16 protein-coding genes and 1 riboswitch are annotated in these 20,215 nt (G+C 38.9%); of the genes, 11 read left to right on the top strand and 5 right to left on the bottom strand.

The genetic code is table 11. From position 1 onward, the window contains the following. Window positions 1-10: 10 nt before the first annotated feature. Together ACJVDH_RS02000 and ACJVDH_RS02005 are read left to right on the top strand one after the other, a co-directional pair. Window positions 11-2,461, top strand: coding sequence for a TonB-dependent receptor domain-containing protein (locus tag ACJVDH_RS02000; protein ID WP_443945903.1), 2,451 nt, complete (start codon window positions 11-13; stop codon window positions 2,459-2,461). Window positions 2,462-2,479: 18 nt separating this feature from the next. Further along, window positions 2,480-2,839 (top strand): hypothetical protein, encoded by a 360-nt coding sequence (locus ACJVDH_RS02005; RefSeq protein ID WP_443945904.1) that lies wholly within the window; start codon window positions 2,480-2,482, stop codon window positions 2,837-2,839. A 62-nt stretch (window positions 2,840-2,901) separates the two neighbouring features. Here ACJVDH_RS02005 and ACJVDH_RS02010 read toward each other — a convergent pair whose 3' ends face one another. After that, window positions 2,902-4,440, bottom strand: a complete 1,539-nt coding sequence (locus ACJVDH_RS02010; protein WP_443945905.1) for an ABC-F family ATP-binding cassette domain-containing protein — start codon at window positions 4,438-4,440, stop codon at window positions 2,902-2,904. A gap of 137 nt (window positions 4,441-4,577) precedes the next feature. Beyond that, window positions 4,578-5,042, bottom strand: a complete 465-nt coding sequence (locus tag ACJVDH_RS02015; protein ID WP_443945906.1) for a MepB family protein — start codon at window positions 5,040-5,042, stop codon at window positions 4,578-4,580. A 340-nt stretch (window positions 5,043-5,382) separates the two neighbouring features. Here ACJVDH_RS02015 and ACJVDH_RS02020 point away from each other — a divergent pair, with 340 nt between their 5' ends. Then, entirely contained in the window at window positions 5,383-5,577 is a 195-nt protein-coding gene (locus tag ACJVDH_RS02020) for a 5' nucleotidase, NT5C type (RefSeq protein WP_443947593.1), read from the top strand. A 55-nt stretch (window positions 5,578-5,632) separates the two neighbouring features. Here ACJVDH_RS02020 and ACJVDH_RS02025 read toward each other — a convergent pair whose 3' ends face one another. Beyond that, on the bottom strand, window positions 5,633-6,136 hold the full coding sequence (locus tag ACJVDH_RS02025; RefSeq protein WP_443945907.1) for a PH domain-containing protein: 504 nt from the start codon (window positions 6,134-6,136) through the stop codon (window positions 5,633-5,635). A gap of 133 nt (window positions 6,137-6,269) precedes the next feature. Next, the gene (locus ACJVDH_RS02030) at window positions 6,270-6,605 is read right to left on the bottom strand and encodes a hypothetical protein (RefSeq protein WP_443945908.1); all 336 of its coding nucleotides are present in this window, start codon (window positions 6,603-6,605) and stop codon (window positions 6,270-6,272) included. Between the two features lie 501 nt (window positions 6,606-7,106). Between ACJVDH_RS02030 and ACJVDH_RS02035 the strand changes: the two genes are divergently transcribed. The 4 genes from ACJVDH_RS02035 (at window position 7,107) to ACJVDH_RS02050 (ending at window position 15,083) form a co-directional block, all read left to right on the top strand. Then, complete coding sequence (locus ACJVDH_RS02035) at window positions 7,107-9,008, top strand: MGH1-like glycoside hydrolase domain-containing protein (RefSeq protein ID WP_443945909.1); 1,902 nt, start codon at window positions 7,107-7,109, stop codon at window positions 9,006-9,008. 259 nt (window positions 9,009-9,267) lie between these two features. Further along, window positions 9,268-12,552 (top strand): SusC/RagA family TonB-linked outer membrane protein, encoded by a 3,285-nt coding sequence (locus ACJVDH_RS02040; RefSeq protein ID WP_443945910.1) that lies wholly within the window; start codon window positions 9,268-9,270, stop codon window positions 12,550-12,552. A 4-nt stretch (window positions 12,553-12,556) separates the two neighbouring features. Continuing rightward, window positions 12,557-14,014, top strand: a complete 1,458-nt coding sequence (locus tag ACJVDH_RS02045; protein ID WP_443945911.1) for a RagB/SusD family nutrient uptake outer membrane protein — start codon at window positions 12,557-12,559, stop codon at window positions 14,012-14,014. A 13-nt stretch (window positions 14,015-14,027) separates the two neighbouring features. Beyond that, window positions 14,028-15,083: a LamG domain-containing protein gene (locus tag ACJVDH_RS02050; protein WP_443945912.1), complete on the top strand. Its 1,056-nt coding sequence runs from the start codon at window positions 14,028-14,030 to the stop codon at window positions 15,081-15,083. An 80-nt stretch (window positions 15,084-15,163) separates the two neighbouring features. On the opposite strand, the gene ACJVDH_RS02055 is transcribed toward ACJVDH_RS02050, so the two are convergent. Further along, window positions 15,164-15,967, bottom strand: a complete 804-nt coding sequence (locus ACJVDH_RS02055) for a class I SAM-dependent methyltransferase (RefSeq protein WP_443945913.1) — start codon at window positions 15,965-15,967, stop codon at window positions 15,164-15,166. A gap of 133 nt (window positions 15,968-16,100) precedes the next feature. Then, window positions 16,101-16,200: riboswitch (SAM riboswitch) on the top strand. Between the two features lie 43 nt (window positions 16,201-16,243). Between ACJVDH_RS02055 and ACJVDH_RS02060 the strand changes: the two genes are divergently transcribed. The 4 genes from ACJVDH_RS02060 (at window position 16,244) to metQ (ending at window position 20,205) form a co-directional block, all read left to right on the top strand. Beyond that, window positions 16,244-17,401: a cysteine desulfurase family protein gene (locus ACJVDH_RS02060; protein ID WP_443945914.1), complete on the top strand. Its 1,158-nt coding sequence runs from the start codon at window positions 16,244-16,246 to the stop codon at window positions 17,399-17,401. A gap of 302 nt (window positions 17,402-17,703) precedes the next feature. Then, on the top strand, window positions 17,704-18,726 hold the full coding sequence (metN, locus tag ACJVDH_RS02065) for a methionine ABC transporter ATP-binding protein MetN (RefSeq protein WP_443945915.1): 1,023 nt from the start codon (window positions 17,704-17,706) through the stop codon (window positions 18,724-18,726). Further along, window positions 18,719-19,375, top strand: coding sequence for a methionine ABC transporter permease MetI (gene metI / locus ACJVDH_RS02070; protein ID WP_443945916.1), 657 nt, complete (start codon window positions 18,719-18,721; stop codon window positions 19,373-19,375). Before metN ends, metI begins: the two co-directional genes overlap by 8 nt. A 17-nt stretch (window positions 19,376-19,392) precedes the next feature. Further along, entirely contained in the window at window positions 19,393-20,205 is an 813-nt protein-coding gene (gene metQ, locus ACJVDH_RS02075; protein ID WP_443945917.1) for a methionine ABC transporter substrate-binding lipoprotein MetQ, read from the top strand. Window positions 20,206-20,215 lie beyond the last annotated feature (10 nt).

Here is a 20,215-nt window from a genome sequence, read left to right on the forward strand (position 1 = left end):
TTAAAAAAACATGAAAATCTTCTTAGTGCTAATGGCATGCTTTTTAGCGTGGGGGAATACTTTTGCTCAAAAAACAGGTAAATTATCCTCAAAAATTGTTGATGAAAAACATCAACCGGTACCATTTGCAATTGTGCAATTGCTGTACAACACAGATTCGGTTACTTTACATAAAACGGCTGCAGATGTAGATGGAAATTTCAGCTTCGCCAAAATTACGCAGGGCGATTATCGTCTGAAAATTTCTATGGTTGGCTTCGCAACGAAATTGACCGCTCCTTTTAAAATACAAGATGATACCATTTTGGATGCAATTGCCATTCAAGCCGCTGTTCAAGATTTGAAAGAAGTAAATGTACAAGCCAAAAAACCTTATATAGAACACCAGATTGATAAGACCGTTCTGAACGTAGAAAATAGCGTTTTGGCTACAGGCAGCACTGCATTAGAACTGCTTGAAAAAGCTCCGGGCGTGCAGATTGACCGCCAAAGTGATCAAATCCGGCTGAACAACAAATCCGGGATTACGGTAATGATTGATGGCAAAACAAATTTCCTTTCTGGCGCTGATGTGACAACTTTATTGAGCAATATGACCAGCGATCAGATTGCATCGATAGAATTAATTACCAATCCATCTTCTAAATATGATGCATCTGGAAATGCCGGAATCATCAATATCAAATTGAAAAGAAATAAATCGTTCGGAACAAATGGCGTAATTACCTATAACGGCGGACAAGCATTTATGCCGAACTCGCCAAGAAATGTAAACCGCACAGGTTTTAATCTTAACCTGAACCATCGCGAAGGGAAGTGGAATATTTTTGGAAATGCTGCGTTCGCGAATAAAGCAAATTTTAATAATATTGTAGTAGACCGGACAACCGCATCTGCGGGAATAAACAGTACGCTGAATCAGAACTTTGATCGTTACAGTCGTGGGAATGGTTTTCAAGGAAAAATCGGAGCCGATTACTATGCTTCAGAAAAAACTGTTTTCGGTGTAATGATTGATGCCAATACCGTAAAAACCAATCTGACCAATACCAGTAGAACCAATATTAACGAAGTGCAAAATGGTTCATCAGCTTCTAGCGCCATTGTTCAGGATGCAGGTTCTGTATCGCCTGTTGGCAACCTCACTGCAAACTTCAACATCAAACACGATTATGATAAAAAAGGAAAAAGCCTAACTTTTGACGCTGATTATTCTGGATTTAGCAATAAAAGAGATGAATTATTTCTAGCAAATTACCTGAATAGTGCGGGTAATTCTACCAACAATACCAGTTTGCGCAACAACACCGAGGCAAAAATTAACGTTTATGCCGCAAAAACAGACTTCACTTTGCCATTTACAGAGAAATCAAAAATGGAAGCGGGCTTAAAAATCAGTTATGTTGTTACCAATAATGATTTCTTATCAGAGCAATTTTTAAATGGCGCCTGGCAAAATGATTTGGGCAAATCCAATTACTTTGTGTACAAAGAAAATATTAATGCGGCTTATGTAAACTACTCGCAAGAGTGGGAGAAATGGCAATTGCAATTGGGTTTGCGTGCAGAACACACACATTCTAACGGAAATTCTGTAACCGATAATAAAGAAGTTGACCGAAATTATCTTTCGTTGTTTCCAACCATTTTTATCAATCAGAAAATTAGTAAAGATCAAAATATTCGGTATTCGTATGGCAGACGTGTAGATCGGCCAAATTATCAGCAGCTCAATCCATTTGTTTTTTATATGGATCCATTGGCTGTAGATCAGGGAAATCCATATCTGAAACCACAATTTACAGACAATTTTGAAATAGGTTATAGTTTTAAAGAAGCATCCCTTACGCTGAATTATTCCGATACACGCGATATGATTACGCAGATTAGTCAGCAAGATGATGTTACACGAATCATTCGCGTTATCCGCGAAAATCTTGGACGTGCGCAAACCTATTCTGCCAGTTTATACGTTCCTGTAAAATTTGCCAAGTGGTGGAATATGCAGAACAATGCAAGTGTGTATTACAGTAAATTTAATGACGGAAACCTTGAAGGTGCAGCCTATAGCGCAGGTAAAGTTGCTTTTAATATTTATGTAAACAACAACATTAGCCTGCCGGCCAACTTTAGTTTGGAAGTAAGTTTCTGGCTTAATAGTCCGCGCATAAATGGTGTAGAGCAAACTACAATTACGCAATATGCGCTAAATGCGGGCGTGCAGAAAACAATGCTGGATAAAAAATTAAAATTTAGATTGAGCATGGACGACATCTTTTTAACCAATAGATGGGAAGGGAAATTGGTGTACCAAAATTTGAATATGACAGTCGCTAACCGATACACGAGCAGACGAGGAAATGTTAGTATCAGTTATGCTTTCGGAAATCAGAATGTAAAGTCGGCTCGGAGCAGAGATACCGCAACAGACGATATTAAAAACCGCGCCGGTGGAAACTAAACTTAAAACTTTACGATTATGAAAACAATTTTTTATACGTTTCTTATTTTACTAAATGCCATCACTTTTGGATGCAACTCAAAAAGCGGGCATCTTTCTTTAGCCACAATAGATAATACGGAGCAATATACTTTTGAGGCCAGTTATTCAAAAGAGAAATTGCCACAGCTAAAAAATTATCTGGATAAAGAATGGCCGGCTAAAATTTCGTTAAACCAAGATGTAGATCTGATTTTGCTGTTAAACACTAAAGATAAACTGCATTTTAATGCCAGCCCCGGCAAATTAAAATTGGTGTTCGACAAAAAAGACAATTCCATTCAAGGGTATTTAAAGGCGAAGAAGCTGGCATCAGGAATTTCTGGCGCATTAAAATAAAACAAATTACTTCTCATCTGTTGTTTCTGTCGGATGAGAAGTAGTCTATGCATTATTATTTGTCAACCAATCCAAATTTCTGATTCTATGTTGATTTCTGAAAGGAACTGAATGTCATGAGAAACAACGATTAAAGTTCCCTGATATTCGTTAATTGCAGCAGTGAGGATTTCAATATTCTGAATGTCTAAATTGTTGGTCGGTTCATCCAGAATCAAAATATCTGGTGTTTGTTCGGCAATGGTTAAACAACAAAGAGAGAGACGCATTTTCTCGCCTCCACTTAATGCGTTGCAAGGTTTATCCCAATCTTCTTTTCCAAATAAAAACCGGTTTAACCTCGTTTTGATTTCATGTTCAAACAATCCGGCGGCATTAAATTTCTGCGCCTGCTCATAAACACTGAGTTCATTATTAATAAATGAATATTCCTGATCGATATAAATTGCTTTTTGTGTAGCACGGAAAATTTCACCAGATTCTACAGGCAAATCGCCCAAAATAAGTTTAATCAAAGTGGTTTTTCCCGATCCGTTGTTTCCCTTCAAGGTTAAACGGCTTCCGCTGTAAATAATTTGGTTGATGTTTTCAGTCCATAGTTTTATTTCATTATAGCTGAAATTAACTTCAGACAATTTAACTACAATTTTGCCACGGTGTAATGAAGGTGGATTAAAACCAAATTTCATTTGGTCTGCATCAGGGATTGATGCTCTCAAATCGGTTAATCCCGCAGTTAGGTTTTCAATTTTCTCCGTGTGGATGCCTTTTAGTTTTGATGTGCTATTTTCTGCATTATTTCTTAAAGTATTAATCATAATACGTGCTACACCCGCTTTTTCTTGTTTTTTCTTGCCACGCGCATCAAGCCGTTGTTGCCTTTCTGCAGTTTCTCTTTCTTTCTCTTTGGCCTTTTTAAGTGCTTTTTCTTTGCTGTGTATATCTTGGTTTAAAGCTTGCCTGGCGAGGCTTTTTTGTTCCTGGTAGAAATCATAATTGCCGCCATACACTAAAATTCCGGCAGATGTAAGTTCATGGATTTTTGGAAATAAATTAAGCAAATATCGATCATGACTTACAATCAGCAAACTGCATTTACAGGAATCAATCCATTGATAAAGCAATTTGCGTGATGCATTGTCTAAGTGATTGCTTGGCTCATCCATTAAAACCAATTCTGGTTTATGTATATCTAAGCCCGCCAGAAAAACCTTGGTTTTTTGTCCGCCGCTTAAATTGGCCATTTTGTTATTTAATGATATACTATGTAAGTCCCATTGGTCTAAAGCTTCGCGGCAACGTTCTTCAATAGACCAATCGTCACCAACGGAATCCATATTTGTCTCATTTGCATTACCTTCCAATATTTGGTGCAGCGCATTAATTTTCTCAGCAACATTTAAAGCTTCGGCAACGCTTAGATGGTTGTATTGACCAAATATTTGAGGAATGTAATATGGATTTGCATTCAGCTTAATTTCGCCATCTGTTAACATCAGTTTTCCGGCCAGCAATTTTAGTAGCGTAGATTTTCCGGAACCATTATGGCCGATTAAAGCAATTTTTTCGTTTTTATGTATACTGAGGCTGATGTTACTCATCAACACCTCTTTATTTGGAAGTATATATTGGAGATTTTGTACAAGAAGCATAATTTCTTTCTTTAAAGATGAATGGAATAGGCTTAACCGTTGGGTTTGCCTTCTTTAAAATCGAAAAGAAATTGAATCTTACATGCTTAAATACTTGTTGGCTGCAAATATAGAGAAAAATATTGCACTTGCCATTGCTGAATTTTCTGTGCTTGTTTGTTTGGTGCATTATCCCAAGGTGGATAAACTCTTATTCCGCGTTTGCCATCCCGTTTTTCATCAGAAAGAATTTTCTGTTGATGAAGAATATCTGATGGAAAGATAAAGAAACCCAACTGATCTTCTTTGCGCGCCGCAATAACGTAAAATTCTGTTGCGTCGTGTACACTACAAGGTTCTGTTATACCTTGTGCACTTCGTTTCCAAATGGTTACAAACTGGCCAGTTTTGGTGGGCGTTATTTTTGCTTTCCGGTATTTAGCCTGGTAACCATTTAGCACAACCGTATGCGCATCATACTCCAAACTTTCAGTTTCAGGGTTTACATCTGTTATACCGGTTTTTCCCTGTTGTTTTAGCAACTGATGCAGTAAAGTCAAATCTGTAGTCATAAGATTTTATAGGGTTAAAAAGTGAATACATGCTAAACAACTTCAATGCCCAATTTCTGATAGGCCTGCAACAAAGGGTTTTCTGGTGTCGTTTCAGTCACAATACATCAATGTCTGTAACCGGGCAAACGTAAAACGGTTCTACAGTATTTATTTTTTCTGATGATGAAAGTGAATTGTTTTTTGTGCCTGGTTTATCATCACCGCATTAATGGATGGTGCTGTAGAAGCTGTTAAAATTTTGATGGAAAAATACGATGTGTTTATCGTTCCGGTTTCATTATTTGAAAAAAGATAGTGTCTTGCAGAGCATTTTCCATTTATTTCTTGACACAATATTATTTTTTGTGGTGATAAAAGTATCATCGATACAGATTATCTGATTGATGACCATTGTAAAAACCTCGATGTTTGTAAAGGAAAAGCATTAATGTTTACCGCTTTTCACAATGTAAACAAAGATCATCACCAAGGGATCAGTCACTGGACTGAGATTCATGATGTTTTGGATAACTTAGAACGAGATGTAGCTTAATTGTTATGCTATACGAGATTTAGGACGAACGAAGGATTTTTTTATTGTTGGCGCGCTACTGTTTTAGATGTGAAATATGTTCCAGTGCTTTTAAGAATTGATCCGGATTATCCGGGCTGACTACAATTTTTTTTCCCTGAAATGTTTCAATCAACACCACCTGATCTTTTCTCGTGGCGTACCAGGTCATTTGGCCAAATTTTGCATTTGTGAAGTATCCATAAAAACCGAAAAGTCCGCCTACGCCAAAAGTCCGCATTACCCATCCCATCGTTTTGCGGTCTAAAACCGTTGCTCTTTTAATTTGCTGGGGGTTGATGGTTACATTAACCACAGGGCGGCGGATGAGCAGTGCAGTTTGTGTAAGTTCGTAATGTACAGGGCGAAAAATGTAGGCGCCTGCATATATTGAGATTAAACCAACAACTATAGGAATTTGAAAATTTGAATAGTGGCTTTTGCTGTCTATAAATTTCCAGCAGATGATTGCTGCAAAAAGAAAAGTTACAGCTAATGTGATGATTTTAGCCGTTTTATCGAGAGACGCTTTATAGATCATATGTTTAAATTCAACGTTTGAAGTATTGACAATTTATTGATAAAACTGCTGAAAAGCAAACTAACCTACTGAAAAGTGCGCGTTCTACAGTTTTGTACGTCAATATTTTACTATAAACAAAACGCTGTTGTAGTTATTTCGACTGCTTTTTCTGCAACTCTACAAGCTCCTGAATTTTTTTTATTCGATAATTGAATAGCTCAAGCGTATCTGCCGGTGGCAAGGTTTTATACAAAGCTTTATAACTGGCCATTATCTGCCTAACTTTCATCGTCACTTTTTCTGGAGCCATTTTATGTGTAATTCCGCTGGCAACAGTACTGTTCGCGTAATCCAATAACAATTTAGCAGAATCTAGCCTGTTTAAAGCAATTTGATTGCTCAAACTATCTGTTACTTTTTCGGTTTTCTTTTCCGTTTTGCAGGATAAAAATGCAATTGCAATACAAATTGGGATGAACTTTTTCATTGCCTAAAGGTAGTAAAAATAGGTTTAGGGCATTTATTTGCCGATTGAAAGTGAATATAAAAATCTTTACACTTCTGATATTGAGCGAATTGAGTTTTTATGCAATTGACAAAATTCTAAGCAAAACATGTAGTTTAGTCCAAATCATTTTCAGTTCCCATTTTTAATTTTCAGTCCGATTTTAATATGAGCCATATTTTAAAATGGATATTAATTATCCTTGCATTCTTATTGGTTGTACTTGGTTTATTTTATAGTCAAATGGATCATCTTATTGATATTGGAAACAAACACGGAGCGAAAGGTGTGATTGTAAAATAAAATGAAAACGTTTGGGTTTAAATTTCTCAGCTATTTTCTCAGGTAGGGTAGATAAACCGCTCCGTGGTGCCTGATCATAATAATAAAAATACGTGTATAACAAAGATCATACTATGTCGTCATTTCGAAGGAAGTGAGAAATCTATGTTTTGAAGTGTGAGAAACCTGCGCTCGCTTCCTTTGCAGTTCATCATAATTTTTTTAGTTTTAAGTATTCTAATTGATAAACTAAAACCATTTATCAATCAGAAATCTTATATGATCAACATTTCTATAACCAAATTAAACTTCGGGTTTTTTCTACTTTGTTTCATTGTATTTACCTCTTGTGCGGGCAGGAAAAATCAGGCATACACTACAGAACTTAATCGTTTACAGGAAAATGCCCGGCAGCAGTTTTCTGGTCAGATAGATGAATTTAATGCATACAAAAACAGGCCAGAGCCAGATGGCCCGTTTAACGGCAGCAACAATAAAAGTTTCCTGTTAAACAATGTGCCTTTGTTTAGCACTTCAGATCATCAAATTAATAAAGTGTACAATTACCGTTGGTGGATGATGAGTAAACACCTTAAAGAATATGAAGATCCTTATGACAATAAGAAGTATTGGGTAGTGACGGAGTTTTTCGGAGTGAAACCATGGGGATCTTTAAGTGGCGCAATTACTTGCCCGGCCGGACAACAATTTTATGATGTTCGTTGGTTGAGAGACGATAAATTTCTAAAATCATATGCCGATTATTTTATGCGTGGTTCGGCATCCAAACTACAACAAAGAGAGAATGGCAACTTCTTAACTTATTTAAGCAGACCAGAAAGTCATCATTTTTCCAGCTGGATGATTGATGGAATAGATGCTTTTCTAAAAGTTCATCCCGATAGGAAATGGACGCAAAAGATGTTACCCTATATGGAAAAACATCAGCAGGTTTGGGACAGTTTGTTTACCGTACATATACCCACTGCAAAAACTGCTGGTATGTATAAAATTCTGGATTTGTATGATGGCATGGAATTTAGCTTATCAGCTGTGATGGGATTAATCAATAGCAGTGGCGCATATAGTTTGTATACTGAAAACAATTGGAAGAAATATTATCTTGGTTGGGAAACCACAGGAAATGCGGCAGCAAGTGCTCAGGCTAAAGAATATGAGAAAGCTTTTCGAAAGGGTTATCCGGATTTTTATCTTGTTCGCCCTTCAGTAAATAGTTACGCTTACGGCAATTTACAAGCGCTTTCTGATTTATATCATTTAGAACCTGATGGAAAACAAAAATCTGAGACTTATGCAAAACGCGCAAAAGCGGTTCAATTGAAAACATTGAATGTACTGTGGAACTCGGAAGACCATTTTTTTAATACCTACAGTGCGGGCGATAACGAATATGGTGCAAAAGATTTTGAAGCCCGCGTGCGCGAGTCTGTTGGTTTTACGCCTTGGTATTTCAATATGGTGCCAATAAATGAGTATCAAAAATATGAAAGTGCTTGGGCCATGTTTGCTTCAGAGAAGGGTTTCAGGAATAATGCTGGTATGACTACTGCTGAACGCCAACATCCTTATTATAATGAAAAAGCTTATGCCTGGAACGGCCGTGGCTGGCCTTTCGAAAACTCTGTTGTGTATAAAGGTTACGCAAATTATTTACGAAACTATAAGAAAAACAGCAGCAAAGCAGAGAAAGATCTTTTGTATCAATATATTGATCAGTTGGCCAAATTACACGGTGCTCAGCCTAATATTGGCGAATGGTATATTCCTAGCAATGGTAAAACCTTTGGTGGAGAATCTGATTATTTTCACTCCACTTTCCCAGATATTATTATCGAAGATTTACTGGGATTTAAAGCGATACATGAGAATGGGTTTTCTGTTGCACCTTTATTGCCTGAAGATAAGTGGGACTATTTTTACCTCGGTAATTTGCGTTACCACAATCACGATATAGATTTGATTTGGAAAAAAGATTGGGATACCGAAAAACCGGGTTTACAGAGTAAGCTTTGCATTTGGGTAGATGGTAAGCTGATCGCACATACTGCAAAACTTAACGATAAAATTCATGTCAATTTCTAATTTGAAAGCTGCGTAAAAATAGAGTTTAGGCTAAGCTTATTTACTTGTTTTTAGAAGATAAGTAGCAAATGATTAGGTGGTTAGCTTTTTACCTGAATATATTGGGATTGTAAACGATTAAAATGTATTTACTATAGAAAAAGAGATATTTTCCACAGTTAAAGTTATCCGAATGGCTTACACGGAAAAATATCAACTTCAACAAAACATTTAGTTGGTGATTTTTGTATTGTACTTACCATCATTTTTATCGTACCCTATGAAGTTACCGTTACCAAGGAAATTTTTTTTCTTAGCAATGCTTCTCCTGGCGGCAAATGTCCAGGGCCAAACTGTTCCAGATACTGTAAAGCGACAGACTGAGCAGCCCGACAGTGTTCGAAGGCCAGTTAATCCATTAAAGCCCAGTCCGCCACCACAAAGTAACCCCAATCCCGTTCCACAGAACGCACCCAATTCTCCCTCAAAACTTCCTGCAGAAACGGCAACACCGGCACCAGCAGGTAAAAGTCCCTTAAATTCTTCAAAATCTTCGTCAGATAGCACCGGCCTATTGCTAAAAGGTCTGGTAAAGGACGAGAAAGGTTTGCCTGTGCCAGGTGCAGCAATTTTGGTTGTTGGTGGGCAGGCGAAAGCTACTACTGACAGTGTTGGTCGGTTTAGTATTAAATTACCGAATGCGACCGCTTCTATCCGTGTAATGTTTGTGGGCTATACCACAACAACTGTTCGCCCAGGTACCCAAAGAGATATAACGGTAAGTATTGTGCCCTCCAGTCAAAGATTGGATGATGTAGTCATTACAGGTTATTCTACACAACAGAAAAAAGACTTAACAGGCTCTGTTTCACAGATTCGGGCATCAGATATAGACAATATGCCAGTTGGCGGAGTTGATCAGGTATTACAAGGCAAGGCGGCCGGCGTATCGGTCACGCAGGCCACAGGAGCGCCGGGCGAAGGGATTGCAGTACGCATCCGTGGTGTGGGTACAATCAACAACAACAACCCATTATACGTAATAGATGGTGTACCCAGCACAACGGGTATCAACCAAATTTCGCCAAATGATATAGAAAGCATTACGGTTTTAAAAGATGCATCATCGGCTTCAATTTATGGCGCGCGGGCATCAAACGGAGTAGTGGTGGTAACCACAAAAAAAGGAAAGTCAGGCCGTGCCAAATTAAGCCTCAATCAATATACTGGTGTGCAGGTACATGGAGATTTGATCGATATGGCCAATACTCAACAATATGTTACTGCGTACAATATTGCCGCAGCTGCGGATGGCAGAACGCAAATCCCTGCCGACCTTGCTTCAACCTTACCAGATGTTAACTGGCAAGAAGAAATACTAAAGCCAGCAATAATAAACAATACCAATATTTCTGTAAATGGTGGTACTGAAACCAGCGATTATATGGTTTCTGCAAACTATTTTAAACAAGATGGTTTAATTAATAATAGTGGTTATGATCGTTTTAACTTGCGTACGGCGGTAAATTCCAAGCTTTCAAAAATATTTTCTACTGGTGTAAACTTAAACCTTTCCTATTCAAAAACCCGCCAGGTTGGCGCCTCAGGTGATGGTTTTGGAGATGGAAACCAAGGCGCCAGTGTTATGCGTTATGCTCTTTTCCGCACACCTGCAACGCCGGTTTATCAGGCAAACGGAGATTATGTAGATTTACCTTCTAATACCGCATTTTTCGGTGATGGATTAAATCCGGTTGGTTATGCAGATAACTTTGATCGGAATTATAGTGCTTACAGTGTATTGGGAAGTGCGTATGTAGAAGCTAAAATTACTGATGCCTTAAAATTTCGTACTACGTTAGGTGGAAACCTGGTGATCACAGATTTCAAGCAATTTTTTGCCATATGGGGAAGCGACAGATCGCTCAATTCACCAGGAAGTTTGGCCAGATCAAATGCCAATCAATTTGATTACAACTGGACCAACACATTAACGTATAACCTTAAACTTGGCGAAAAACAAAGTCTGAATCTTCTTGCCGGAACAGAAGCAATTCAAAGCCGTACCAATGGTTTATCTGCCTCGCGTTCTATTTTTCCAAATCAATCCCCAGATTTTCAATATCTCGATAACGGAATTGGCGTTCAGCAGAATGGAGAAAATGAATCGAGATGGGCATTATTTTCACTTTTCGGCCGTGCCGATTATCAATATGCCGATAAATATCTGGCCAGTTTTACTGTTCGCCGGGATGGATCATCTAGGTTAAATCCAGAAAATAGATACGGCAATTTTTATTCGGGTTCTATTGGCTGGCGCCTGGATCAGGAAGAATTTTTAAAAGGCTTCAAGGATTTATCGATGCTAAAACTTAGAGCAAGTATCGGGCAAACCGGTAATCAGGAAATCAGCAATTATGCATACACAACATTAAATTCTTTTGTAGGTTTTTATCCTTTCGGCGGTACATCTGTAATCGGAAATTCACTTACCTCCAGAGGAAATAGCAACATTACCTGGGAAACAAGTACACAAACCAATTTTGGTTTAGATGTAGGTTTTTTTAACGACAGGCTTCAATTAACTGCCGATTACTTTATCAGAGACAATTCTAATATTCTTTTTGCGAATCCGCTTCCACCAAGTGCAGGCGGTGGTGCAAGTCCATATATCAACGCCGGTAAAGTACGGAACAAAGGATTAGAACTTCAACTTTCTTATCGTGGAAACATTTCTGAAGACTGGAGTTTTGACGTAAGTGGCAATATTGCCACATTAAAAAATGAGGTACTTTCACTTGCGGGTTCTCCAATTGTAGGTGGAAGAATCGACAATGAATATTACGCTACACGTACAGCCGTTGGGCAACCAATTGGATCATTCTACCTTTTGCCAATGGAAGGTATATTTCAGAATGATTTAGAGATTTTTACCAGCGCTTACCAGGGCGAAGGTATACAGCCGGGAGATGTAAAATATAAAGATACCAACGGCGACGGTGTGATTGATGAAAATGACCGCGAATTTGCAGGCAGCCCAATACCTAAATTTACTTATGGGTTTACCGGAAACCTAAAATGGAAACAATTTGATTTAAGCATATTTTTTCAAGGTGCTTATGGAAATAAATTATACAATCAGATCGCAACAGATAGTGAAGGGTTCTATCGCGCATTCAACATCACCGAACGGGTTGCTACTGGAAGTTGGAATGGCGAAGGCAGCACAAATCAGTTTCCGAGGTTAACGTGGAGCTCTGCTTCATCTACCAACAACAAAAGACCATCTACCCGTTTTCTTGAAGATGGTTCTTACCTGAGGCTAAAAAATGTCCAAATCGGATATACGTTTAGTCCTAAGGTGCTCACTGCGCTAAAAATTGCTTCTATGCGTGTGTATGCAAGTGGCCAAAATTTATTAACGTTTACCAAATACACAGGTTTAGATCCGGAGATCTATACCAGCAGCAATAGCCAGGGCGATGGCGTAAGAGCAGTTGGTATAGATTGGGGAACATATCCATCTGCAAGGGTATACACACTTGGTTTAAACCTAAACTTCTAATCTGATGAAAAAACATTATATATTATTCGCGCTGATTTGCATTGTATCGGCCAGTAGTTGCAAAAAATTTCTGGATCAGCCTGCCCTAGGTTATTATTCTAATGAAGATTTGTTTAGTAACGATGCAACTGCAGAAACAGCCGTAAATGCGGCCTATATTCCACTTACCTTTACAGATGGCGCTGCAAATCCACTTTGGGTACTTGGAGATGTAGCAACAGATGATGTAATTATTGGAGGCAATGCCGGAGAACAGGCAGATTACACTGCAATAGATTTATACAATGTTTTGCCCGGAAATGCTGCGGTACAATCTCTTTGGAGTCGGTATTATGATGGGATTAATCGATGTAATGTAATAACAGATGGCTTAACAGAAAGCAATGCCAATGTAACCGAAGCTGTGCGCACACAGATTTTAGGACAGGCGAAATTTCTTCGGGCATATTATTATTTTATATTAACGAATTTCTATGGAAATATACCATTGCGGCTTGCCGTGACCACCTCTGCAGAGGCTGGTTTGGCTGCATCAACACAGGCGCAGGTTTACACTCAAATAGAAAAAGACCTTACCGAAGCTGCAACAGCGTTGCCAGAGCGATGGACAGATGCGTCCGATAACGGCAGAGCAACAAAAGGTGCCGCGCTGGCACTTTTGGCAAAAGCATCGCTTTTTCAGAAAAAATATACAGAGGCAGTTCAATATGTACAACAGGTAGAAGCTTTGGGTTATTCGCTAACAGCAAATTACATAGACAACTTTAATGCCTCAGCCAAAACCAATAGTGAGGTTATTTTTACTGTTTGGCATATCCGGGGCGCGCAACCGTTGCAGGGCAATTCACTAAATTATTGGTTTGCACCACGTGCTTTGAATGGTGCCGGGGTATATTATCCAACACAAAGTTTGGTAGATAATTTTGAAAGTAATGACCCGCGCTTAAATTTGACGATTGCCAAAGCTGGTGATGCATATTTCGATAATACTTTTGATGCCTCATGGTCTACAACCGGTTATTTATCAAAAAAACATGTTCAATCTACCAGTGAAGTGCCCACAACAACGAAGAACGATGGAAGTTTAAATTACGAAGCAATTCGCCTGGCCGACCTTTTATTGGTGAAAGCTGAAGCTTTAAATGAATCTGGCCAGGGCGCAGCCGCTTTGATTCCTTTGAATACGGTAAGAACACGTGCAAGAAACAATTATAGTGGTACGGCACCTGCCGGATTGTTGCCTGCAATTACGGTTACCGATCAGACTCAATTGCGCGATTTAATTCGCCGCGAACGCCGATCAGAACTAGCACTAGAATTTCAACGCTTTTTCGATGTAATGCGCTATGGACAAACCTACGCAGAAACTGCGATACGGCCAGGCGCACCAAACTTTAATTTTACCAATAACAGATTTTTCCCGATACCACAAACGGAATTAAATTCCAATAATAAACTTTAATGCAAATTGGATCATGAAGAAAAAAGAAAACAAAACAGTAGTTAAATATTTTCTCATCGTGGTTGCACTTATTGCATTTGCGGCTTGCAAAAACAATGAAATACAACCAGATTACGGTTCAAACAAAACTTCTTTAAGCCAGTTGGTAGATTCTGTCAATACCGTTTATCAGAACAGTGCAGAAGGAAATGACATTGGTCAGTTTCCGCGCCAAGCAAGAGTAGATTTGAAAACTGCAATAGATTTAGCTACAACAGTTACTTCCGGGCAATTTACACAAGCAGAAGTTAATAATGCCATTGCAAGTTTAAGGCGCGCAGCGCTTGCATTTGACGAAAGAGAGATACAAGAAGTTGCACCAGAAAGTTTAGTAGCCAAATGGTTATTTAACGGAAATGCAAAAGATGCAACAGTAAATGGCCATAATGGTACATTAATGAGTGGAATTATTGGAACCGAAACCAACCATTCTGATGGTGGCGTATTGCCTGTTGCCACAACAGATCGTTTCGGGCAATCTGGTAATGCTTACGACTTTGATAATGGCGCATATGTAGAAGTGCCTTATAGCCCAGCGCTTAATCCGGCAGTATTGAGTATTAGTTTGTGGGTTAAACCCAAATCCTCTGCAGCCGATAATTATATGCTTTCTTTAAACAAATGGAATGGATTCAAATTTCAGCTTCAGGCGGATAATTTTTTATTTATGACATTGAAGACAAATGCTGCAACTTACGATCGCGATAGCAATCCAGGTAAAATGGTGGTTGGCGAATGGCACCATGCAGTAGTAACCGCCGGAAACGGTGCGATAACATTTTATGTAGATGGCGTTCAAACCCGTACAGAAACTGCAGCGGGTTCTGCTTTCGCATTAGAAACGCCGGTGAATTTAGCCATCGGGCAGATTCTGCCAAAAGCGATCTTGAATTTTACAGATAGCAGCAGTCCGTTTTATTATTCTGGTGCCGCGTATTTCAGAGGTGCGTTAGATGATATCCGCTTTTACAATAAAGCTTTATCAACTGATGAAGTAACGCAGATTTACAACAACGAAAGGCCAGATTAGGTATCTAAAATTGTTTGGAAATATAAAAGCCGGGCAACCTTTTAAGGTTGTCCGGCTTTATTGGTTAAAAATACCAGAGGTTATAACAGCGGCGCCAGAAATAATTTAGCATCATATTCCAGTTTTACAAAGCCATTGCGCTGGTGGCGTTCAAAAATTTCTTCCAGTTCCTGAACCAGCGTTGGGTAATCTTCGTCTCCTTGCAGCGGAGCGTAAGATGCTGATCTAAAATAACCCAGTAATCCATCTTTATCCAGTTGCCTGCTGTGGTAAACCTCTTGTTCAATCCGTAGTTTAGGATCCAAAAACTGGTCGATCACCGAAATGTTTATTTTCTCCTGATAAGGTTTTTTGCTGGTGTATTTATCTTTTAAACGCTGATAATCTTGTAAAAATGAACTTCTCTGTTGCAAGATATTCCAAATGAGTAAAAGGTGTGCGCCAGGCTTTGCAATTCTTTTAAATTCTTGCCGCGTTTGCTCCGGATGAAACCAATGAAAAGATTGTGCAACAGCAATTAAATCTACACTATTATCTGCCAGTGTTGTTTGCTCTGCACTTGCATTAACGCTTGTTAAGCCGGTGTAAGAAGCAAGTTTATTCTCGGCTTTTGCCCGCATTTCTGCATTTGGCTCTATCGCCGTTACCCGGTAATTTTTCTTTAACAAAAGTTCGGTAAAAATTCCCGTTCCGGAGCCTACATCAGCAATCGATTTTTCTCGGTTTAACGAAATGTTTTGCTCCAGATAAGTCAGGATTGCTTCGGGATATCCCGGCCGATATTTTTCATAGTCGTCAGAATGCCTGGAATAGCTCGATATAAAATGTTGATTCATGCTGTATATCAGATTTTTATCCGCAGTTGCGGAAATTGTATTGGACATTATTAAAACGTAAAACCGTCTTCACGGTTGTTCAAAGGCCGAATTTGTAATTCCTAAAATCCAAAAGTAAAATTTAACATATAAAATCTATAGGAATAGTAGTTTAATTTTTTAATTTTACGCTTGTTATACATACTTATCCAGAAAGACTGAGGGAAAGGCCCGTTGACGTCTAAGCAACCTGTTGCCAAATAAGGTGCTAAATCCTTCCCTGAAAATGGGATAGATAAGAGAGGAAGCTGTTTCTGCGTAAGTGTTTGCACTAAAGTTTAAGCAATGAGCATATATTTGGACAATGCGGCTACAACGCCATTATCTGCAGAAGTGTTTGCAGAAATGAAACCTTACTTTTTTCACGAATTTGCAAATCCATCATCTGCACATGCCGCAGGAAGGCATGCGCGGCAAGCAATTGAACAATCCAGAAGTCAAATTGCCGATTGGTTGAATACATCTCCAGAACATATTTTTTTCACCTCTGGCGGTACCGAAGCAGACAATATGGCCATACTTTCTGCAATTTATACGCAAAAAATAAGAGTGGTTATTACTTCGCGCTTAGAGCATCATGCGGTTTTAAATACATTAAAAAGAGCCGAACGCGATGGGTTAATTAAACTCGTTTTTTTATCCAATGATGAAAAGGGAAATCTGTCTTTAAAAGAACTGGATCGTTTGCTGGATGCACAAGCAGAGCAAGTGCTGATTTCGCTGATGCATGGTAATAATGAAATTGCAAACCTCAATCCAATTTATGAAATAGCCGACCTGGCAGAACATTACGGCGCGGTTTTCCATTGCGATACCATTCAAACTATGGGGCATTTTAGGTATGATGTAAGGCAAATGACACCAGATTTTCTGGTCGGCTCGGCACATAAATTTCACGGCCCAAAAGGAACAGGTTTTTTGTATAGCCGATTGCCAAAGCAATTAACAACCTTAATAACCGGCGGCGCTCAGGAAAATGGGAAACGCGCCGGAACGGAAAATGTAGCCGGAATTTTGGGGATGGCTGCTGCTTTTCAGGAAGCGTATTTGAAATTGGATGAATACGAACAGCATTTAAAACATTTGAAAGCAAAATTAATTGCCGGTTTATCTGCTTACGGTGAATTTTCATTTAATGGAAATTCTGCTGAGATAGATAAAAGTCTTTCTACAGTATTGAGTATTTCGGTACCGGATGGGGTAAGTAATGGCAATTTACTACAGCATTTAGATCTCTCCGATATTTATGCTTCTGGCGGAAGCGCTTGCTCTGGTAATGGCCTCTCTCATGTAATTTCTGCATTGCAAGCACAAAATAAACGCAATACCATTCGGTTTTCTTTTAGCCGATACAATACCGAACATGAAATTGATCAAGTACTTGCTGTAATTCAGCAATATGCACGTCAGCAGGATTTTGAATCGATTTTGCGGTCTGCTTAGTTTTATTAAAATATTTCTCGTAACCATTAACTAGACTAATACCACCAAACCAACTGCTAAGCGGCGATGAATTTCGTCGCTTAGTTTTTAACTGGCAGAAATGTAGCATGTGGGCATTGTAATGGCATTTCAACTTTTTTTATCTGTTGAAACTTTGCAAATAAAGTAACCAGAGTACGCAAAAACGAATATCTTACAAGATTAAGACTACTTTTCCTGTAGGGATTGTATATATTTGCCGATTCTTTGCCAGCACGTTCAAGACGTAAAAATTTTTAACTGGTAAAAGAAATGAATTAAAGATGATCAGACTACAAAACATTACGAAAACTTTTGGGGAAGGGAGCAAGCAGGTTACTGCACTTTCTGATATTTCGCTCCATGTAAAGCAAGGTCAGATCACAGGCGTAATTGGTGCATCAGGAGCAGGCAAAAGTACTTTAATCCGCTGTGCGAATTTATTAGAAATACCAACTTCTGGCGAGGTAATTATTGATGGACAAAACCTTTTGAAGTTAACCAGAACAGAATTGGCAATTGCCAGACGGCAGATTGGGATGATTTTCCAACATTTTAATCTGTTATCATCCAGAACGGTTTCTGATAACATTGCTTTTCCGCTTGAACTAGCTGGTACACCAAAATCAAAAATTAAGGAAAGGGTTTCAGAGTTACTGCAATTTGTAGATTTAGAAGCCAAACAAAACGATTATCCTGCAAGCCTTTCTGGCGGGCAAAAGCAACGTGTAGCCATCGCCAGAACTCTGGCTGTGCGTCCGAAAGTGTTGCTTTGCGATGAAGCCACAAGTGCACTTGATCCAGAAACGACCACGTCTATACTCAATTTGCTAAAAGCCGTAAACGAACGTTTCGGAATTACCATTTTACTGATTACACATGAAATGCATGTAGTTAAATCTATTTGCGATGAAGTGGCCATTATTAGCAATGGTAAACTGATTGAACAAGGCAGTGTAGCCGATATTTTTAGTCACCCCAAAACTGCACTTGCACAGAAGTTTATCGCATCGTCTATCCAGGTTTCTCTTCCGGAAGAATACCGTATAAAGCTCAAATCAGAAGGTGAAAATCCGTTATTGCAGCTCAATTTTAATGGAGATTCTGCAGGTGCTGCTGCACTATCTGAAGTGACCAGACTGTATGGCATTACAAATCACATCTTGTCTGCACAGCTGGAAAATGCAGGTTCAGTTCAGTACGGAACAATTTTGCTCAGGGCGGAGGGAAGCGCACAGGCGCATGAACAAGCGCTTACCTATTATAAAAACCATCATATAAAAACGGAGGTTTTGGGTTATGTCTAATTCTATGATTAATTTATTGCTCTACGGCACGTTGGAAACTTTGGTGATGACTGTTTTTGCCGGCTTGTTCGGTTTCATATTGGGGCTGCCAACCGGTGTGCTGCTTTTCATTACCCGTAAAGGAGAGATTTTAGCACACCGAACAGCCAATCGGGTTTTATCTGTATTGGTTAATATTTTCAGATCTATTCCGTTTATTATTCTAATTGTCTGGATGATTCCTTTTACGCGCGCCATTGTAGGTACATCAATAGGTGTAAAAGCAGCTTTGGTTCCATTAAGTATTGGCGCGGCGCCATTTATTGCGCGAATGGTAGAAAATAGCCTGCTCGAAATTCCGCACGGGTTAATCGAAGCCGCACGTGCACTTGGTGCAAAACCTATGCAAATAATTCTTAAAGTACTCTTGCCAGAAGCTTTACCTGCAATTGTGAATAGCGCTTCTATTACGCTAATTACTTTGGTTGGCTATTCTGCAATGGGCGGCGCAGTTGGTGCTGGCGGACTTGGCCAAATCGGATATCAATACGGATATATTGGTTATGATGGTTTAGTCATGAATACGGTTTTGGTGCTGTTGGTAATGATTGTTTTTCTGATTCAGTTTATCGGCGATCGATTATCAAAACACTACGACCACAGAAAATAACATAAAAAATAATGAAAATGAAAAATACAATAATGCTGAGCACGGTGATTTTGGCTATAGCCATGTTGATTGGCGCTTGCGGAAACGATCGTAAAAATGATCCAAACCATTTATTAGTTGGCGTAGAAACAGGTCCGGAATATACTGTTGCACAGGTTGCCCAACGCGTTGCAAAAGAGAAATACAACCTCGAGGTAAAACTTGTCCAGTTTAGTGATTATGTGATGCCAAATGAATCTTTAAGTCAGGGCGATATTGATGTAAACGCTTTTCAAAATAAACCTTATCTGGATGTTCAGGCGAAACAACGCGGTTACAAATTTGCCATTGTAGGCAATACATTTGTTTACCCAATTGCAGCGTACTCTAAAAAAATTAAAAAACTAGATGAGCTGAAAGCAGAGAGTACCATAATTATTCCTAACGATCCAACCAACAGCGGACGTTCGTTACTGTTGCTGCAATCTGCCGGTTTAATAAAACTTAAAGCAGATGTAGGTTTATTGCCAACACTAAATGACGTGGTAGAAAACCCTAAAAAACTGAAAATTCTGGAGCTGGAAGCGCCACAATTACCAAGAGCTTTAGATGATGCAAATGTAACTATTGCGGTAATCAACAATACTTTTGCGGCTCCGGTAGGTCTAATTTCTACACGCGATGGTCTTTTTGTAGAAGATGCAAATTCTCCTTATGTAAATGCAATTGTTGCGAGAGAAGACAATAAAAACGAAGAGAAGGTGAAGAAATTTGTGAAAGCGTATCAATCTGCAGAGGTAGAACAAGCGGCAAAAGAAGCATTTAAAGGAAGTGCAATAAAAGGTTGGTAATCCGCATTAA

It is taken from the genome of Pedobacter terrestris (genome assembly GCF_052343045.1).
Taxonomy (GTDB): Bacteria; Bacteroidota; Bacteroidia; order Sphingobacteriales; family Sphingobacteriaceae; genus Pedobacter.